The 17,908-nt window shown below is 41.5% G+C and carries 13 protein-coding genes; all 13 read left to right on the plus strand.

The window, feature by feature from the left end:
* Window positions 1-69 precede the first annotated feature (69 nt).
* The gene (locus tag FCN25_RS14025) at window positions 70-4,335 is read left to right on the plus strand and encodes a phage tail tape measure protein (RefSeq protein WP_137225789.1); all 4,266 of its coding nucleotides are present in this window, start codon (window positions 70-72) and stop codon (window positions 4,333-4,335) included.
* A 43-nt stretch (window positions 4,336-4,378) separates the two neighbouring features.
* Window positions 4,379-4,756, plus strand: a complete 378-nt coding sequence (locus tag FCN25_RS14030) for a hypothetical protein (RefSeq protein WP_137225791.1) — start codon at window positions 4,379-4,381, stop codon at window positions 4,754-4,756.
* Between the two features lie 34 nt (window positions 4,757-4,790).
* Window positions 4,791-7,229: a hypothetical protein gene (locus FCN25_RS14035; protein WP_137225793.1), complete on the plus strand. Its 2,439-nt coding sequence runs from the start codon at window positions 4,791-4,793 to the stop codon at window positions 7,227-7,229.
* Between the two features lie 61 nt (window positions 7,230-7,290).
* Window positions 7,291-8,280: a hypothetical protein gene (locus tag FCN25_RS14040; RefSeq protein ID WP_137225795.1), complete on the plus strand. Its 990-nt coding sequence runs from the start codon at window positions 7,291-7,293 to the stop codon at window positions 8,278-8,280.
* A gap of 2 nt (window positions 8,281-8,282) precedes the next feature.
* Window positions 8,283-8,579: a hypothetical protein gene (locus tag FCN25_RS14045; RefSeq protein ID WP_137225797.1), complete on the plus strand. Its 297-nt coding sequence runs from the start codon at window positions 8,283-8,285 to the stop codon at window positions 8,577-8,579.
* 10 nt (window positions 8,580-8,589) lie between these two features.
* Window positions 8,590-10,449, plus strand: a complete 1,860-nt coding sequence (locus FCN25_RS14050; RefSeq protein WP_254693650.1) for a hypothetical protein — start codon at window positions 8,590-8,592, stop codon at window positions 10,447-10,449.
* A 33-nt stretch (window positions 10,450-10,482) separates the two neighbouring features.
* Window positions 10,483-10,695 (plus strand): hypothetical protein, encoded by a 213-nt coding sequence (locus FCN25_RS14055; RefSeq protein WP_137225401.1) that lies wholly within the window; start codon window positions 10,483-10,485, stop codon window positions 10,693-10,695.
* Between the two features lie 616 nt (window positions 10,696-11,311).
* Window positions 11,312-12,100 carry a polysaccharide deacetylase family protein gene (locus FCN25_RS14060; RefSeq protein WP_137225799.1) on the plus strand — a complete coding sequence of 263 codons (789 nt, stop codon included), beginning with the start codon at window positions 11,312-11,314 and terminating at the stop codon, window positions 12,098-12,100.
* Window positions 12,097-12,483 (plus strand): ribosome recycling factor family protein, encoded by a 387-nt coding sequence (locus FCN25_RS14065; RefSeq protein ID WP_137225801.1) that lies wholly within the window; start codon window positions 12,097-12,099, stop codon window positions 12,481-12,483. The genes FCN25_RS14060 and FCN25_RS14065 overlap by 4 nt, the downstream gene beginning before the upstream one ends.
* A 307-nt stretch (window positions 12,484-12,790) precedes the next feature.
* Complete coding sequence (locus FCN25_RS14070) at window positions 12,791-13,003, plus strand: cold-shock protein (protein ID WP_137225803.1); 213 nt, start codon at window positions 12,791-12,793, stop codon at window positions 13,001-13,003.
* A 328-nt stretch (window positions 13,004-13,331) separates the two neighbouring features.
* Window positions 13,332-13,559: a hypothetical protein gene (locus FCN25_RS14075; RefSeq protein ID WP_137225804.1), complete on the plus strand. Its 228-nt coding sequence runs from the start codon at window positions 13,332-13,334 to the stop codon at window positions 13,557-13,559.
* 607 nt (window positions 13,560-14,166) lie between these two features.
* Window positions 14,167-15,183 carry a hypothetical protein gene (locus FCN25_RS14080; protein WP_137225806.1) on the plus strand — a complete coding sequence of 339 codons (1,017 nt, stop codon included), beginning with the start codon at window positions 14,167-14,169 and terminating at the stop codon, window positions 15,181-15,183.
* Between the two features lie 490 nt (window positions 15,184-15,673).
* Window positions 15,674-17,860: an OsmC domain/YcaO domain-containing protein gene (locus FCN25_RS14085; protein ID WP_137225808.1), complete on the plus strand. Its 2,187-nt coding sequence runs from the start codon at window positions 15,674-15,676 to the stop codon at window positions 17,858-17,860.
* The last annotated feature ends 48 nt before the right edge of the window (window positions 17,861-17,908 follow it).

Raw genomic sequence — 17,908 nt, forward strand, 5'->3', positions numbered from 1 at the left:
ACAGCACTTTATTACTATTTGAGTGTTGTGGGTTTTTTATTTTATTTTTTAACGCTAATTTGGTGATATATGAGCTTTAAAGACCAAGTCATTAACCTGATCATTCAGGGCAAAGATTTATTTTCCAGTGAAGCCAAGAAGTCTGAAAAGGCATTAGCTGAACTTGCAGCACAAAGCGAAAAACTGAATGCTGAACTGGATGATTTAAAGCGCCAAGAAGCGGCGGTTAATGCCATTGATGGGCTAACTGCATCAATTAGAAAAGGCGAAAAAGCCTATGTTGATAATGCCGTAGCATTAGACAACCTTAAAAAAGAACAAAAACAAGTTGCAGCCGAAGCAAAGCAACTTGATGCTGCGCAGGTTGCCGCGGCTAATTCTACCGCCCGTATTGAAACTGAATACAACCAAGCGGTGGCTGAGTTAGCAAAGTATGATAACCAGCTAAAGCTAGCAAGTGCTGAGGTTGATAAGCTAACCGCAACCCAAAATAAAGGCGCTCAAGCTAGTCAGTCGCAAGCGTTAGCATTAGCAAAAGCCAAAGATGATTTGCAAAAGCTAGATGCAGCCCAAAAAAGCACGGCAACTAGCGCAACCCGTTTAGCTACCGAACTAGAACAAGAAACTGCAGAGCTGAAAAAAATCAGCAGCGAAGTTGACAAAGCTGGCCAGAAAAAAGGCGAGTATGCGCTTAAGGTTAAAAGCGCCAGTTCCGAATTAACTAAGCTTGGTTCAAGCCTAAGCCGTAACAAAACAGAATTAGATAAGCAGCAAACGGTGCTGAATAAAGCCGGCATTGATATGGGCAAGCTGGCTGATGCCAGCAAAGACCTAAAAACCAAACAAGCCGCCGCTGAGCAAGCCTTAAAAGGGGTGAACGACAAGTTAGGCCAGCATGATAAGTTACTTTCTAGCAGCCAGAAATCGGCGGGCGCTGCCAATAAACAAACCTTAATTACCACTAAAGCCATTAATGCGTTAGCGAAAGCCTATGCGGTTTTGCTATCTGCCCAAACGGCTATTCAGTCTGTTCGTTCAAGTGTTGAAGGTTATGGTGAATTAGAGTCGGCGATCACTAAAGTTGAAAAAACCACAGGTAATGCCCGTGAGGCCGTTGTTAAAATGGCGTCTGAGCTTAAAGACCTGGGCGAAAATGTTACCCCAACTAGCACCAATGAATTGTTGCGTATGGCTGAGGTTGCAGGCCAGTTAGGCACTAAGTCTACGGAAGATATTTTAAATTTAGTCGCGGCTGCTGATGCCCTTGGTTTATCAACCAACTTAGCGGGTGATGAAGCGGCCACCATGCTTGCGCGTATTTTGGGGATGACACAAGAGGGCATTCCACAAATACAAAACCTGTCTTCTTCTGTGGTCGCGTTAGGTAATGATTTTGCCGTTACTGAGGCTGACATTGTCAGCATGACCAAAGAGATTGTCACTGGTACCCGTGAAATCAATTTAGGTTCTGCGGCTTCTGCTGCATTTGGTGCCACCCTTGCTGAGTTAGGCCAACCCGCAGAGCGTTCACGCACGGCTATTCAAAAATTAGGTGCCGCAATTAATGAGGCCAGTAAGAAAGGCGGCGATGATTTAGAGCTGCTGACTAAAATTACCGGCCAAACGGCTGACCAAATTGAAAAAGATTTAGGCGATGCACCTGAAAAGGTATTAGTTAAATTTCTTGAAGGGTTAAAGCGTGTTAAGTCTGAGGGTGGGCTAGTTTCTGATGCGCTTAAGTCGATGGGCATTGAAGGTGTTGAAGCAACGAGTGTGCTTAGTGTATTAGCTGATGGTACAGACCGTTTAAAAACGGCATTAGAATTATCTAACAAAGCCTATATTGCTGGCGACTACCACATGAAGGAAGCCGCTAAAGCTTATGCAGATCAGTCTGCGGCTATTGGCCGTTTAGAAAACAAATTCCACACGCTAACAACAAGTATTGGTGAGGCATTTTCAGACGAAGTTGATACTGCAATACGGGCAACCAGCGATGCAATTGATGCGGTAGATGAAAACGTTATTCAACTGATGGAACGCATACCAGAGCTGGCTAATGGCTTTGTTGATTTACTCGCTGATATTAATAATTTTGCGGCAGGGACTGATGAGTCTTTTAGCTCATTAGAGTACACCATGGACGCCTTTGCTGCTGGCTTAAACACCATTAGCATAGGGGTTAATTCGCTTGCGTTAGAATTAAGCGATATGAATGTGGCCACGCTTGAAGCGCTGCGCTCGGCAAGTAAATTATCTGGTGTTGAGTTTGTTACAGCCAAGCAAGTTACCGATGCTAAAGACCGTAGTGCTAAAATCAGGGAGGCAATCAAGCGAGATAGCGATGATATCATTGCGTATAATAAACGCATGAATGGTGAGTCTTCTATTGCTTATGAAGGCTTAATTAAAACCACAACAAAATACAAAGATTCACTTAAACAGTTATCAATAGAACAGCGAAACCAGATAAACGACATTCTATTATCTGGCACTTATAACAAAGACCTTGAAACCACCTACCGAGAACTCACAGCTGCTTTAGTACGGGCTAATCGCGAAACTGAAATTGAAGCTCAATTAAAAGCGAAGGCGGCTGAAGCCAGTAAGAAAAAAGCGGAAGAAGATAAAAAAGCAGCTGATGCAGTAGCTGAACATGCTGATAATCTCGCTAAGCTAAACACCAATACGTTGACGTATTCTGAAGCACTAATTGATGTTAAGGAACGCCAAAAGTCATTAAATGAGCTTTATGCAAAAGGTGTGATCTCTGCTGAAGGATTAGCTAAAGCATCACAGTTACTAAAGGATTCACTTAAAGGTTATTCAACTGAGGTTGATGCAAGCAATGCCAGCACGGCAACCCAAACTGAACTAACAGATCAGTTTATTGCTAAACGCAAAGAGCTACAGGCCCAATATGAACAAGGGCTGTTAACCGAAAAAGAACTGACTATATCGCAACAAGAATTAGCCAGCGCTTATGACAAAACGGTTAACGAGGTAAACCTTGCTACGGCGGGTATAGGCTTACTGTCTGACGAACAGTTAGGCTTGCAAGAAAGTATTATTAGCACTGAAGCTGAAATCCGCGCATTAGAGCAAGCCTTAAAAGATGAGAACAAGGCAACAAATGAACTCATTTTAATTAAAGCCAAGTTAGCCAAGGAAGAAGCAAACCTAGCCGACATAAAACGAGAGTCCGTTGAACTATCTAAGATAGAGAATGCCACTTATGTTGAGCTACTTGTTTTACAGCGTGAGTATGAAACCCAATTAGAAATACTCGACCGTAACTTTAGAGCAGGCTTATTAACTAAGCAAGAGTACGACGCTCAGTCAAAAACGCTTGAGAAAACATTATCTGACTTAAACGATGTTGTTGGTGAAAGTAGCCGTAAAAAAGCTGAGAATGCCGAAAAAACCAAAGAAGCCACCGCGGCTGTTAAAGATAACACTGAAGCCAACAAAGAAAATAGCCAGTCTTTAGAAGATCAAACCGGTCAATACATTTCCTTAAGTGACGCCACCGTCGCATACCGTAGTGTGATACTTGATACCGGACAGTCTTATATAGACACAGCTGCCAGTGCTGATGAGCTCATTAGCCGCATTGAGCAAATGGGTATTTTACAATCAGCTTATTTGGCCGGTGAAGAAAAGCGCCGTTACAGTGAGCTGCAAACGTCATTATCAATAAGAAGGCAGATTGATGACATTGATAGCAGTACATACAGCTTAGAAGCACTTGATAAAATGGCCAGTAAAGCGGCCAGTGGTATTTGGGGATTGTCGGATGTGCAATTACAGCCGCTAACCAATGCAATTGATAGCGCACGCGCTAAGCTTCAAGATTTGGCCGATGACATTAATGCGACCACCTTGGATATTCAGGACCGTTTAGACACGGCTCTGGGTAATGAAAAGGACATCATTAAGCGCAAGTTTGCTAGCGAAGTAAAAGAGATTGACGACTTAATTACCAAGGCGCAAGCCTACGGTAATAGCCAGTTAGTTTCAACGCTTCAAAAAAGCCTGAGCGACTTAAAAAGAGCTCAAAGCCTTGAGTTAAAAGCCCAGCAAGATGCCAGCGAAAAGCAAGCCATTAGCGATGCTGCAACCGCTAAACAACAAACCACAGCAGCCAGTTCGGTGCAAACCAATGTGACCACTCAAACCCAGCCAAGCACGACCACAACTGCCGCCGCAACCAGCAGCGACACTGTAGTGCTGCAGCTGCAAGTGGGTAACAGCACATTTGATGCACAAGCCAAGCGCAGCATTGTGAATGAATTGGTGGCTGAAATTAAGCGCCTGCAATCGGTAGGTGGTTAGTTTGGCTTGGCAACGTTAGGCACATTAAAGAGTGAGAGGCGCTATGTATAACACCACTATCGACACCATTGTGTTGACCGAGCCATTGCACTGGCTTAACCGCAATAACACCCAGCGAGTATCGGCCAATATGAAACGGGCCCTTAACGGTGCCCCGCATATTCAACAAACAGTAATACCCGCAGGCATTGCATTAGAGCTTGGCAGTAAAAACGGTTGGATGCTCCGCAGTGAGTTTGAACAACTGCAAGCCCACGCAGCAAATACACTCACCGAATTTACGATAAACCACGATGGCACCGACATTAATGTGGTGTGGGATAACACGCAGACCAGTGTGATCACGGGTGATGATGTTGACGACCTATTGGGCGGTTATCCGTTACTGACTAACGTGGTATTACGATTTTTAACGCTGTAACTCTTTCTCGCTTATTGATAAACACAGGTGGCCCATGAGCATTACCCGTAATGATTTAAAGATATTTAAACCCGAACAGTTGGGTACCAGTGACGATGCAGGCGGCCAGCGCACCCGCAATGCAGTCGAGTCGGGTAAATTAAACGAGTTGTTTACCGCTATTTCTGATATCGACCACGCGCAATCATCACTCGATATTGTTAAATGCTATCCAGCGTTAGACACTGCAGACACAGGCACCTTGCTTGATGCTCATGTGTTTATTAGTCAGCCACCCACCGACCCGTTAGTGTCTATGTTGTTAGTTGAAGCTGATGTATTAGATGACGAAGACCGCATGGTCGAAATGAAAGAAATATTAGAGTCGTCGGTGACTGCTGGGTCATTAATCCGTCAAGGCGCACCAGGCTTCTTACCCAATCAAAACAGCTTTAGCCGCGAGTATTTACAGTCAACATACACGTTTGACGGCAAAGAATATCGCAAAACCACCAGTTTACGTGTTGGCCAAGTGATTGCTATTGCAGTTGAGTACCCGGGCATTGAGGATGCAGACTGGCCGCGCAAGATACATTACTGCATGGTGACCGATACTAATGCACCAGGTAACAGTGAAGGCAATATTGTATTTGACCCACCAATCGATTTTGCGACACCTGAATATAACGTTACGATTAATTCAACATCTAACTGCACTAAACTGCGATTAACCAACGAAGCCAGCCCGTTAACGTTTCACGGCGTGAGTAAGTTAACTGCTGCGAGTAGCAACAAGAATCTAGCCGTTGCTGCAGTGCAACAAAACTTGTTGCCAGTGGTGTTGAGCGAGCAAGTTAAAACAGGCCAAGCCATTAGCGACGGCGACATAGTGCGTAAAACGGTTACGCAAAATGCGACAACGGCGCAAAGCTATCAGTTCGCGCTGGTAGATGTGTTGCAAGGCGATAACACGGCAATAGATTACACCCCAATCACCAGTTACACATCGGGAGGCATTCAATATGGCAGTGACGATGCCATTGTGGTTGTAAGTAGTGACACGGTAAGTGTGACCTTATCACGCAAGCCTGATCTCAATACCCCAGTGTCTTTGCAATATATTTCTGGGGTGTCCTATCAAAACTATGACAATTCCGATGCATTCCCTGTAGATCGAGAATTAGTGCCCAACACGTTAACGGGTAAAGTGACTCGCCAAAGTACGCCATATCAATTTACCGAGCGTGATGGCGCGTTATACATCACCGTTGTTTCGAGTGTTGGGTCGCTTGTTGTTCGAGAAGAAATACGTGCAGCCATTGTGGACTATCAAACAGGCATCATCACACTTGAGAATGGTATCTCTATTCTTGAGTATGTTGGCTTAGTCATTGCGCCAGAATCAGCCAATGTGGCCACGTTCGTATTGAATGCCAGTGACGCATTGTTAGATACGTTTTACGTGCAAGTGTTTACCGTGGGCGATGTGTTAATCAGCGCCAGCTGCGACAGTAACGGCACGGTAACGGGTACAGGCATTAGCGGCAGCATTGTGAATAACCTGGTGCAGTTGTCGTTTACTCAAGACGTTAAGTTAAGCACCTTACGGTATGACATTACCGAGCAAGTGCGCAACTTACCGCCTGCTGACATTTATGGCCTAAACCCGTTGCGGATCCCCAATGCTGGCATAGTCGATATTTACCGTGCTTGGGGCACTATTGCGGTATCACACACTGACTATCAAAACGTGGTTAGCCCAAGCAATGGCAATGTTATTACCATTCGTACTGGCAGCAACTTCGTCGATATTACCGATGCAAACGGTGCCAGTTTGTGGACCGCAACCAGTGACCATTTTACGGTTGATAATGCCGCCGGCACCGTTACCTTAAACAGTGATTTTAGCGGCTTTACAGCGCCGTTTATTTTAAGTGACACCATTAGCGAGTTGGCATTAGTCACGGCAGTTAACACCAATACCGTGACCATTTCAGCGGCGTTGTCGCGTGAGTACCCCATTGGCTCAAGTGTAGCCAGTGTGCAAATACTCGGTGACTTACAAGCGCGAGTAGGCAAGGTGCGCGACATGACCAGCTGGGCTAACAATTGGGACCTAGACGGTGAGGCTGCCCAAGGTACGTTAAACACAGTTGATTACCCAATCGAAGTCACTAACGCTGCAGCAGTGAATGAAGATTGGGCTTTGGTGTTTACCTCGACCACAGCATTCCGTTGTATAGGTAAGCGTATTGGCCAAATTGCCACGGGTGATACTGTAAACGACTTTGCCCCGATTAACTCGCTAACTAATCAACCTTACTTTGTGATTCGCTCCGGTGCGTTCGGTGGCGGCTGGAATCCGGGCGAAGCCATTCGCTTTGCCACAGTTGCCAGCGCTAAACCAGTAATGCCAATTCGCACAGTGCAAGCAGGCCACAGCCAAATCAACACCGACCGCGCCGTTTTAGCGTTTCGCGGTAACGAAGCTTAATCATTTTAATAGCAAACGTATCGGCAGTAATGTCGGTACCGCTTTCGCTTGAGGAAAAATCATGGGATTACCAGTAACAGTTTATCGTTGGGATGATGTGGGCGCTCCACAATTGGTTGACAGAAAACCCTCTGAATTCATAGGTATTTTAAAAAAGTGCTTGGTTGATGGGTATGGTACTAAACAACCAGCTGGTTGGTCTGTTGCTTTTGAGAGTGCTAGTAGTGACCAAATTGTGTTTACAAATGACCCAACCAAAGGCACTGGTAGTAGTGTTAAATTATATGGTCTTAATAATGGTGATGCCGTCAATGGGATACTGTACTTTGACCCCGCATTTGCATACAGCGATATAGATACTGCTATAAAAAAAGGTTACAGAGCAGGTTTTCACCCATTTAATTCAACTTTCAACAATTGGATGGTTATTGCAACTTCAACCGCATTTTACTTAATAGCTTCTAACCTTAACAAAGTATCGGGGTATGATACTCGTAATGATGTGATAATTTTCGTAGGTGATTTCTTATCAGTATTACCACTTGATACTGGAAGATTTATTGCTATAAACAACACTACCCTTAACGGTGATGAGTCTTATACAAGTATGACGTCTTGGGCTTATTGTTTGCAAAGAGCTTGGTATGATAGGTCGATGGCCTCGTCTAATTATGAACCTATGAAAATATATGATGCTGATGGTTCAGATAATTTTAATGGGTATGGCCTTGTATCCCCTAATGCACCAACAACAGGAAGCACTGCGGTTGATTTATCTGCTATAAAACGAGGGTTATATTTTCCTATTTATATTCAGATGAAAGGTAAAACTATTACTGATACATCAAAAGATATAAATGGCGTGTCCCTTTTTAATTCAGATATATCACCTACATTACGAGGATTTCTTAACGGTATATCAGTTGAAATGAGTCCTAGATACTCATTAGAAAACTGGCCTGTTTTTGACACAATAAATGGTAAATCGCATTTGCTTTTGCGATGTATGACAACATCAGCTTTCGTATGGTTAAACTGTGAGGAGTGGTAGGGATGGACTTAATAACGTTTAATACAAGTGATGTAGGTGAGATAATCAGGTCTAAACTAGAAGTAGACGCTGACCCATTAGCGGAACGTATCTTAATAATTGACCGCTCTGACTCAATAGTTATTAACGTGATGTTTAGGAGTGGGTTCACAATATTGCCGATAGCATATTCAACTACAAAACTACTGACCCTTTTAATGATTGATAACGATAAACAATATAACGGTGCTGTTGTTGATGGGGTGTCATGTGAACTAGTTAATGCCACAGCACTAGAACCGTCTTGGATTGCTATATGAATATTAAAATATGATTGAATTTCGCTTTAGTCAGTCTTGGCCAAATATCACATCACCAGTTACCATTCGGTTTGTTGGCGAGGTGGTGCCAGAGCCGCATATTCAACTAAGGTTTAGTCAGCCGTGGGGTGATTACAAATCACCAATAACGATTCGGTTTGCTGGTGAAGTAGTACCAACGCCACCTATAAAGCCGCCATCATTAGGCATTGATTTAGGTGTTACCTGGCAACCGCCATTATTCGCTGCCAATGATTTTCAGTTACGCAATGCCAGTGAACGTCTAGGTAATCAAGTTCAGTTAGGTGTGTTATCTCTATCTGCAACCGACTACTGCGTAACAATCCAATGGCAAAATAAACCACTAACTCAATGTGAAATCACAATACATTATGCTGGCAATGCGTTAACTGAGTTGACTGTAAACTGCCACTGGTTTGTTGCGCCTAGTGTTGAGCAATGCAGCACATTGGCTTGGCTGGTACCTAATCAACACCGCACGGTTATGTCTGTCGATTGGCAAGTTTCACCAAGGTTGAATACGTTGCAAGCCACTATCAATTGGTGTGATGGTGCAACATTAGTTAACGATATCACCACGGCTTACCGCTATGGTAATGTCCGGCTAACTCAACCTAGCATTGCCTGGGGCCCACATACTGCCAGTTGGATTTGTTCAACCCGATATCGACCACCTACAGGCAAAGTAACGATTCGATTTAGTGAACCTTGGGCCAGTTCAACTAGCCCATTGCAGCTGCGTTTTACCGCTTCAGCAAACTATTGCTACTTTGACGACGGCGGTGGTTTGGTTGACGCCAACCCAAGCTTACCAAGCCTTGATTTTGAAACCCCCATAGAACCCCAACTGCGCAGGTATTATTTAATGCAGCCAACCATAACGTGTGTGCGAGTGTCTGACGACGTACCGATTGTGATCAGTAATATCAGTATTAGTCGCAGCCGTGGCCAGTGGGCCAGCTCAGTGAGTATCGATTTTTCAAGTCGCATCGATGCCAGCCGCGCTGAAAACCAATTGCTTAAAGTCGGTATAAACGGCTATGAATTCTTTACCTTGGTCGAACAAACCAGTGTAAGCAAAGTGTTTGGTAATGAAACGTATCGCGGATCGGGCCGCAGCCGCAGCGCCGAACTTGCCACACCGTATGTGTTGCCGATTAGCTATACCAATGCAACATCACGCAGCCTTGCGGGTTTACTCACTGACATGCTGCAATTCACTGGTTGGACAATCGCCCTTAATGGCATCGTTGATTTTAACGTACCTGCAGGTGCGTTCAGTGTTGGCAATAAATCACCTATCGATGCAGTGCAAGAAGCCGTGGCCCAATTGGGTTGCATGTTGTTATCGAATGATGAAACCAAAGCGCTAACCGTGGTTCCACGTTGGCCAACAGTGCCGTGGTTAATGGATGGTGTAACACCAGACTTAACGGTGCATGATGCGGTGATCACCAGTTACAGCGAGTCAAAAGAAATCGGTACCGAGTGCAATGTGGTTTGGCTTCGTGGTGAGCAGCAGGGCATTAGCGCAAAAGTAAAACGTGCTGGCACGGCTGGCAATATCGCCGCCGATGACATCAGCGCTCAATTGATTGTTGACAACCAAGCAGCACGAACAGCCGGCACCAACGCACTGGCCGACACGGGCAACAAGCTTAATATCAATATGAGCTTACCGATTATGGCTGACTTACCACCTGCAACACCTGGTATGTTGATTGGTATTCGTGAAGGTGTTGATGTGTTCAAAGGTACCTGTGATTCGGTGGCGATCAACGCATCGGTTAGCGATACAGGCGACATCGATGTAGAGCAAACCATCACCGTCGTTCGGCACGTTGCATAAGCAGTTGTACCAAAATTAGCATAAGGAATCGTAATGTTAAAGCAGTTACAACAAAGCTTAAGCGCCCCGCGTACCATCATGACGATTAACGCGGTCAACACAGACGGCACCGTCACCGCCAGCACTGCCAGCAACCATACTCAACGAGTCATAGGTTCTGGCAGTATTGGTGATCACATCTATGTTCAAGACGGCAGAGTGCTAGGGACAGCACCTGATTTGGCGTTTGTAGAGATAGAAGTTTAGTAAGTTACACAGATGAACACAGGTTATTTATGCATTAATCTTTGAATAAAGCCGTAGAAATACGCAAAGCCTGTCATTAAAAATCAATAAGATACCTTACCTATCCGGCATAGTTTATTTCTACGCTTTTTTATTACAGCGTTGAATCTAAAAACAATTAGCGCTTACTCCAAAACCGATGGTTGCGAGTTCGAGTCTTGCCACCCCTGCCAAATAAAACAACGGCTTGCATAGAAATATGCGAGCCGTTTTCAATTCTGTAGAAGCAACCGTAGAAACGGTAATTTCAAAGTCTTCATTTCTTTTGATAAATACCAGTCAGAATTTTATTTTCGATCACATATATTGACCTAAATAGTTTATTAGCATTATTCAATCATTGAATAAATGGATTTCAGTTTGAGATATATTAAAACTAGAACCAACGAACTGCATTAGTCTGCTAAAAAACAACTACCGCATAAAATCTCATTCCTATAACATAAATTAATCGGTTAAGATTGGCTGGGCATTAACCAAATCGAGCAAAAACCATACCCAGCATGCTTTTACTCATAAATTCTAAAACGTTAGGCTAGGATTTAAGTTCACAAAAATATTATCAAAGGTGAATTCTATGATTCAAATAAGCTTATTCTTTTTGGTATTACTGTTTTCATTCTCTAGTTACTCGCAAACACCGAGTAAGGAATTTACTTGGCCAGGTGGGAGGACGCTAGCGATAAGTCTTTCATATGATGATGCGTTAAACAGTCAATTAGATCATGTTATTCCCGAGCTTAATAAACATCATTTTAAAGCCTCGTTTTACGTAGTCGCAAACTCTCCAGTGTTGAATGTGCGAATGGAGGAGTGGCGAGCAGTTGCAAACGCTGGCCATGAGCTTGGTAACCATAGTGTGTATCATCCGTGTAGAGGTTCACTTGCCGATAGGGACTGGGTTGAAATGCATCATGACCTTGATCACTACAGCGTCATACAGATGATTGAGGAGCTGGCAGTTGCTAATACTTTACTAAAAGCGATTGATGGTAAAACTGAAAGGACTTATACGGTTCCCTGCGGCGACTTGCTTGTTGGTAGTAACCTACTGGGTGACGGTAAAGAGTACCTCAATGATATAGATCATCTATTTACTGCTATTAAAGGTCAAGGGGATGATAAACGATTTTCACCTATATTGTATCCAGAAGGACAAAATGGAGAACAACTGATCGAATATGTTCAGAAACTATCCTCGGATATATTGTTAATTAATATTATTTTTCATGGGGTAGGCGGAGATTATCTATCTGTTTCATCTGAAGCGCATGCTGAGTTGTTGACATTTTTAGCGGATAATAGAGAACTCTATTATGTTGATTCATATATTAATTTGATGAGGTATGCCAATAATTTCTTATGACAGAAGACATCTTTATCCTCCTTCCTTCTCTTATTCATCGAATTGGTGGGGATAGAGCCAAACAAGCTAAAACGATAGCATTGCAGTGTGATTGCCAGCTGAAGCGTGTACGTCGTTCGCGAAATTGGGTTGTGTCAGGCAAGGCCATGAGTATTCAATCGTTTACCGAACAATTAAGAGCGGATAGTGATGAGGGCTTTAGTTATCTTATCAAAAAGATTGTAACCGCATTGTTGGGGCATGCCGACAAGTTAGAGCCTTTAGATGCAAAGCTTGCCCGTTTGATTAACCAAACCCCTAGCATTACCTTAGGGGAATTAATTCAACTGACTCAATGCACTATGGCTGAAGCCAGAGTGGCACGCTTCAATGCGGACTTATGAAATTAAGTTGGTACGATTCGCTAGATAGTAGATAATCAGAGCATTGAATATCCATGATCAATACAATAAATGTCATATGTTTCAAAATAAACCTTTACAATACTTGAAACCAAGGTATTATACAGCCTGCTCTGACATTCAGAGTTATTAATGACCATCAAGTAAAAGAAAAGCCTTAGAATCTCTGCGTTATCGTTGTTATCCTCTGTGTTTCCCTTAGCTTCATCGTGACATTCAATAATTCAAGCTTGAGCGCATCGCATTTTCGCGACAGATTGATTAAATTTAAATATATAAGGGACACAAAATGTCTAATAAAACAACTGGTTTAGTAAAATGGTTTAACGAAGATAAAGGTTTTGGCTTTATTACTCCTGATAATGGCGGCGCTGATGTGTTCGTTCATTTCCGTTCAATCACTTCAGAAGGTTTCAAAACTTTAGCTGAAGGCCAAAAAGTTTCTTTCGAAGTTGAGCAAGGCCAAAAAGGCCCTCAAGCTGCTAACGTAGTAGCTGAGTAACTCTTACTTTGTAAGATAGCGCAAATGGTTTAGCGACTGTTTGCGCTTTTTTGTATCTATAATTTAGTGATTTATCCCTTATTCATATCAGCTCGAGTTCACAAGTAACTAATTTATATTTACTTTATCCGATTACAAGTCCATTGATTAACGATATGCCCAGATAAGAGACAACAAGACCAACTCTGCCTTTTCTATTTAAGATCTGACTCACTTTATTAGTTGGTTCGATCCTCTCTCGATGTTTTTATGATCTTCATCAACACTTATCACCGTAAAACGAATCATTATACTCATTGGATATAATAATGATGACTGCGAGGTGTTCATGTCTGATACCAAAATAATTTTGATATTAAAAATATGTATATCGGTAGGGATTAGCTTAATCTTGTTAGGTATTTATTGCCATAACTTCAGTAATACCATTGAGATGATGGGTATTAATGGCATCATGATTAGTGCAATGTGTGTGGCTTTTGGTATGGTGTTATCGTTGCCGACAAAAATGTATCTAACGTTTATATTGGTTAACCATGAAACGAAACTAACCTAAAAGTAGTAGATTAGTTTGGTTGATTCCAAACCCTGAGTTTAAATCCTGGTACGGATTCCAATTTAAAAATTTTTAAGAAAGTTGATGCGATAATGATCAATCATTAACACCAACTATATCCTCCTTTTCTATTTTCTATTTTCTATTTTCTATTTTCTTTTATGCTTTTTAGCACTCAATCGCTTTTAATAACCTCAACTTTTCATCATTCTGAATCACTACAGAAAATTCCTAATTTAGCGAATTTAAAAAATTTCATAAAGGGGCAAAAATAGTAATTTAATACTTAAATATGATGTTTTTTAGTTGTTGATTTTGAATCGATAAATATAATGATTACGATAAAATAATTTTTAATTAGCTCACTTATTACTCAGTTGATATATTTGATATTATGTAACAGTATATTTGCTACAATAAAATTTTAATGTACTGATTATATTGTTATTTAATAGTGGTTGATAATTTTTTAATGTACTAAAAAAGACTTTTTTTCCGGTTATTAATGTGACTTTTGTTACCTTTTGGTTATTTTCGTGATGACATTCGTTGTTTAATCCGTTATTACTGTTTGTGCACATAGGCAAATGACATTTAAGGGAAAAAAATGAGTTCATGGTTTGATAATGTTCAACTTGGTTTTGATATGGCTACGAGCCTAACCATCGTTGGCGCAGCAGTGACTTGGATTATTCGCGAAAAGAAGCAAGCAGAAGCTGAAAAAGTGCGCGGAATTAACCAACAAGTGAGATCGACCAGTTTGAAAAAAGTACAAGATGTACTTTCTGAAATGGAAGATAAATTTTCATTGTTGATTAATGAAACTCAAACTTATGAAAACATGATTGATAACCGAGTGCGAACCGTAGATGAACAATTGGATTTTTCACGATTAAATTTAGCGATAAAGAGAGACAGTAATTTTCTGGTTAAAGCGATTGATCGTCTACAAGCTATCCGTGAAGAGTTAGGCCAATTTTATGAGTTGATTCAAGTGAGACGCTATAGCTTGATACCTTTACTTGATGCTATTGAAGAAGGCGACAAGTATATTGGTGTATTTCAACAGAATATTGATGAAGTTGGTGATGCTTATAATAAAGTAACATCTGGTAATGTCTCTCTTTTAAAAGAATTAGAAATTATCATTTCACGACTCAATGAGGAATTTGGCGATCAGTTAATTGATGTAACAGATGATGTTAAAAAGGAATTATTCCAAAAGATATCTGCTGATGACAAGTATATGCAACCGATAAAATCAATCATTTTTGATGAAGATTATTTTTATTGGGTGCAACGATTTGTCCCTTCAGGAAAAGAAGACGATTACGTCGAAAAAGTGATTAGACCAAGCAATATCGAAGATACCGATTTGTGCTCTGAAGTCATTGTGCACTTCATTTTAGCGTTAATCGGTAAGAATCATGAGCTAATTTCTCAAGTGTTAAGAACGGCTTCTGTTTCGGTGATGAAAGCGAGAATTGAATGTAAAGATATTTTAATTTCACTTAGTGCTATTTCACATAAATTGGTGATGGATAATAACGGTGCATCTTTAAACAATGTGATTATTAAGTATGACTCTAAAGAGTATTTCGGAAGAGACATCACTATTCGCTAGGTTGATAATTTAGCCTTTAATTTGTGTACATTTTTCCTCGTTACTTAGTTTTAAATGAATGAGGGGTGAGAACTCCTCATCATTTAAGACTAATTCCAATGACTAATTTTATGGTTAACTGGTCTTCCCCTAAACTTTATGACTAGTTTAGGTCATAAGGCGTTATAACCCCTCTATCAACAATTGGCATTAAAGCATTATTAATGCATCAGTAATGCATCAGTAATGCATTGCTGGGGAATCACTTTATGAGCCCCGCTAGTACCAGATATAACGCAAGATTGATAATATAAATACCTTCAACATTTCCTGTTATTGAGCCAGACCTGTACTACAGGCTTTCGAGCTAAACAGCATTATTTATTCGGCTAAATCCACTTAATGCCTTCATGAAGGCAATTAACCCAAGACTATTGGGTCAAAAACACCGATAATTCACCTCAATTAGACAAGCTGGCTATTTGGCCGCGTAAGACTGTGGATATATGCAATGGAAATCAAAGTAAATTTTCTCGATAACTTGAGACTCGAAGCTAAATTTGACGACTTTACCGTCACGGCCGATCAACCTATTCGTTATAAAGGTGATGGTTCAGCTCCTAGTCCTTTTGATTATTTCTTAGCATCGTCTGCGCTGTGTGCGGCTTACTTTATCAAGGTGTATTGTAAAGCTCGTGATATTTCGACTGAAAATATCAAGTTGTCGCAAAACAATATTGTTGATCCTGAAGACCGCTACAACCAAATATTCCAAATCCAGGTGGAATTACCGGATGATCTTTCGGATAAAGACCGCCAAGGTATTTTGCGTTCGATTGAGCGTTGCACCGTTAAGAAAGTAGTACAAACTGGCCCTGAGTTTAAAATTGAAACCGTTGATAACCTTGATGCAGACGCCAATGCAATGTTGATGGGCCAACCTCAAGGTGACGAGAATACTTTTATCTTGGGTAAAGATTTACCGCTTGAACAAACCATCAAAAACATGACTGGCTTATTAGCCGATCTTGGAATGAAGATTGAAATCTCCTCTTGGCGAAATATTGTGCCAAACGTTTGGTCTTTGCATATCCGTGATGCTGCATCACCAATGTGTTTTACTAACGGTAAAGGTGCCACTAAAGAAAGCGCATTATGTTCAGCATTAGGTGAGTTTATTGAGCGTCTCAATAATAACTTTTTTTATAATGATCAATTCTTTGGTACTGAAATCGCAAATAGCGAGTTTGTACATTATCCAAATGAAAAATGGTTTGCACTCGAAGGTAATGATTCGTTACCTTCAGGTATTTTAGATGACTATTGCTTAGACATTTATAACCCAGATGAAGAGTTATGTGGCTCGCACCTAATTGATACCAATTCTGGTAATAAAGATCGTGGTATTTGTACTATTCCATATACACGCCAATCTGATGGTGAAACAGTTTATTTCCCGTCGAACCTTATTGAAAATTTGTTTTTAAGTAATGGGATGAGTGCAGGTAATAACTTGCAAGAAGCCCATGTTCAGTGTTTATCTGAAATTTTTGAGCGTGCGGTAAAGCGTCAAATCATTGAACAAGAAATAGTGCTTCCTGATGTGCCAATGGCGGTACTAGAGAAATACCCAAGTATTTTAGCGGGTATTAAAGGGCTTGAAGAACAGGGGTTCCCTATTGTAGTGAAAGATGCTTCATTAGGCGGCCAATTCCCTGTCATGTGCGTGACCTTGATGAACCCTCGTACCGGTGGTGTCTTTGCCTCGTTTGGTGCACATCCTAGCTTTGAAGTGGCATTAGAGCGCAGCTTAACCGAATTATTACAAGGTCGCAGTTTTGAAGGCTTAAACGATGTGCCAAAGCCAACGTTTAACAGCATGGCAGTAACTGAACCAGAAAACTTTGTTGAGCACTTTATCGATTCAACAGGGGTTATCTCTTGGCGCTTCTTTAGTAGTAAGTTTGATTATGAATTCTGTGAATGGGATTTTACTGGCACTAGTGAAGAAGAAGCCAGCGGTTTATTCGGTATCTTAGAAGCCATGGGCAAAGAAGTTTATATTGCCGAGTTTACTGATTTAGGTGCGTCTGCTTGTCGTATTTTAGTCCCTGAATATTCTGAAGTGTATCCAGTTGATGACTTGATTTGGGACAACACCAATAAAGCCTTAAACTACCGTGAAGACATTTTAAACCTGCATTCACTAAGCACTAAAGCATTAGGTAAGCTAGTGAATCGCTTAGAAGACAGTCAATTAGATAATCATACCGATATTCGCACTTTAATCGGCATTGTGTTCGACGAGAACACTGTTTGGGGCCAATTAACTATTATCGAATTGAAGATCTTGATTTACCTCGCATTAGGAGCCCATGAAGACGCCATTGAGTTAGTCGGAGAGTTCTTGCAGTTTAACGACAATACTGTGCAACGAGGTTTATTCTATCAAGCTGTGAACGCAGTATTAGAAGTGACGTTAGATGAAGATTTAAAGCTTGAGCATTTTATTGGCAACTTTAACCGTATGTTCGGTCAAGATGTGATGGACAATGTGGTAGGTTCGGTTAATGGCACGGTGCGTTTTTATGGCCTGAGCAAAACTAGCATGAATTTAGAAGGTATCGAGCCGCATCTACGTTTGATTGAAAGTTACAAAAAACTGCACCAAGCGCGTAAAATTAAAGCTGGAATATAAGTAATACATCTGCTTGAAATCTCTCTAAGAGCGAACCTGATGGTTCGC

The organism is Shewanella sp. MEBiC00475 (genome assembly GCF_005234075.1).
Classification (GTDB): domain Bacteria; phylum Pseudomonadota; class Gammaproteobacteria; order Enterobacterales; family Shewanellaceae; genus Shewanella; species Shewanella polaris.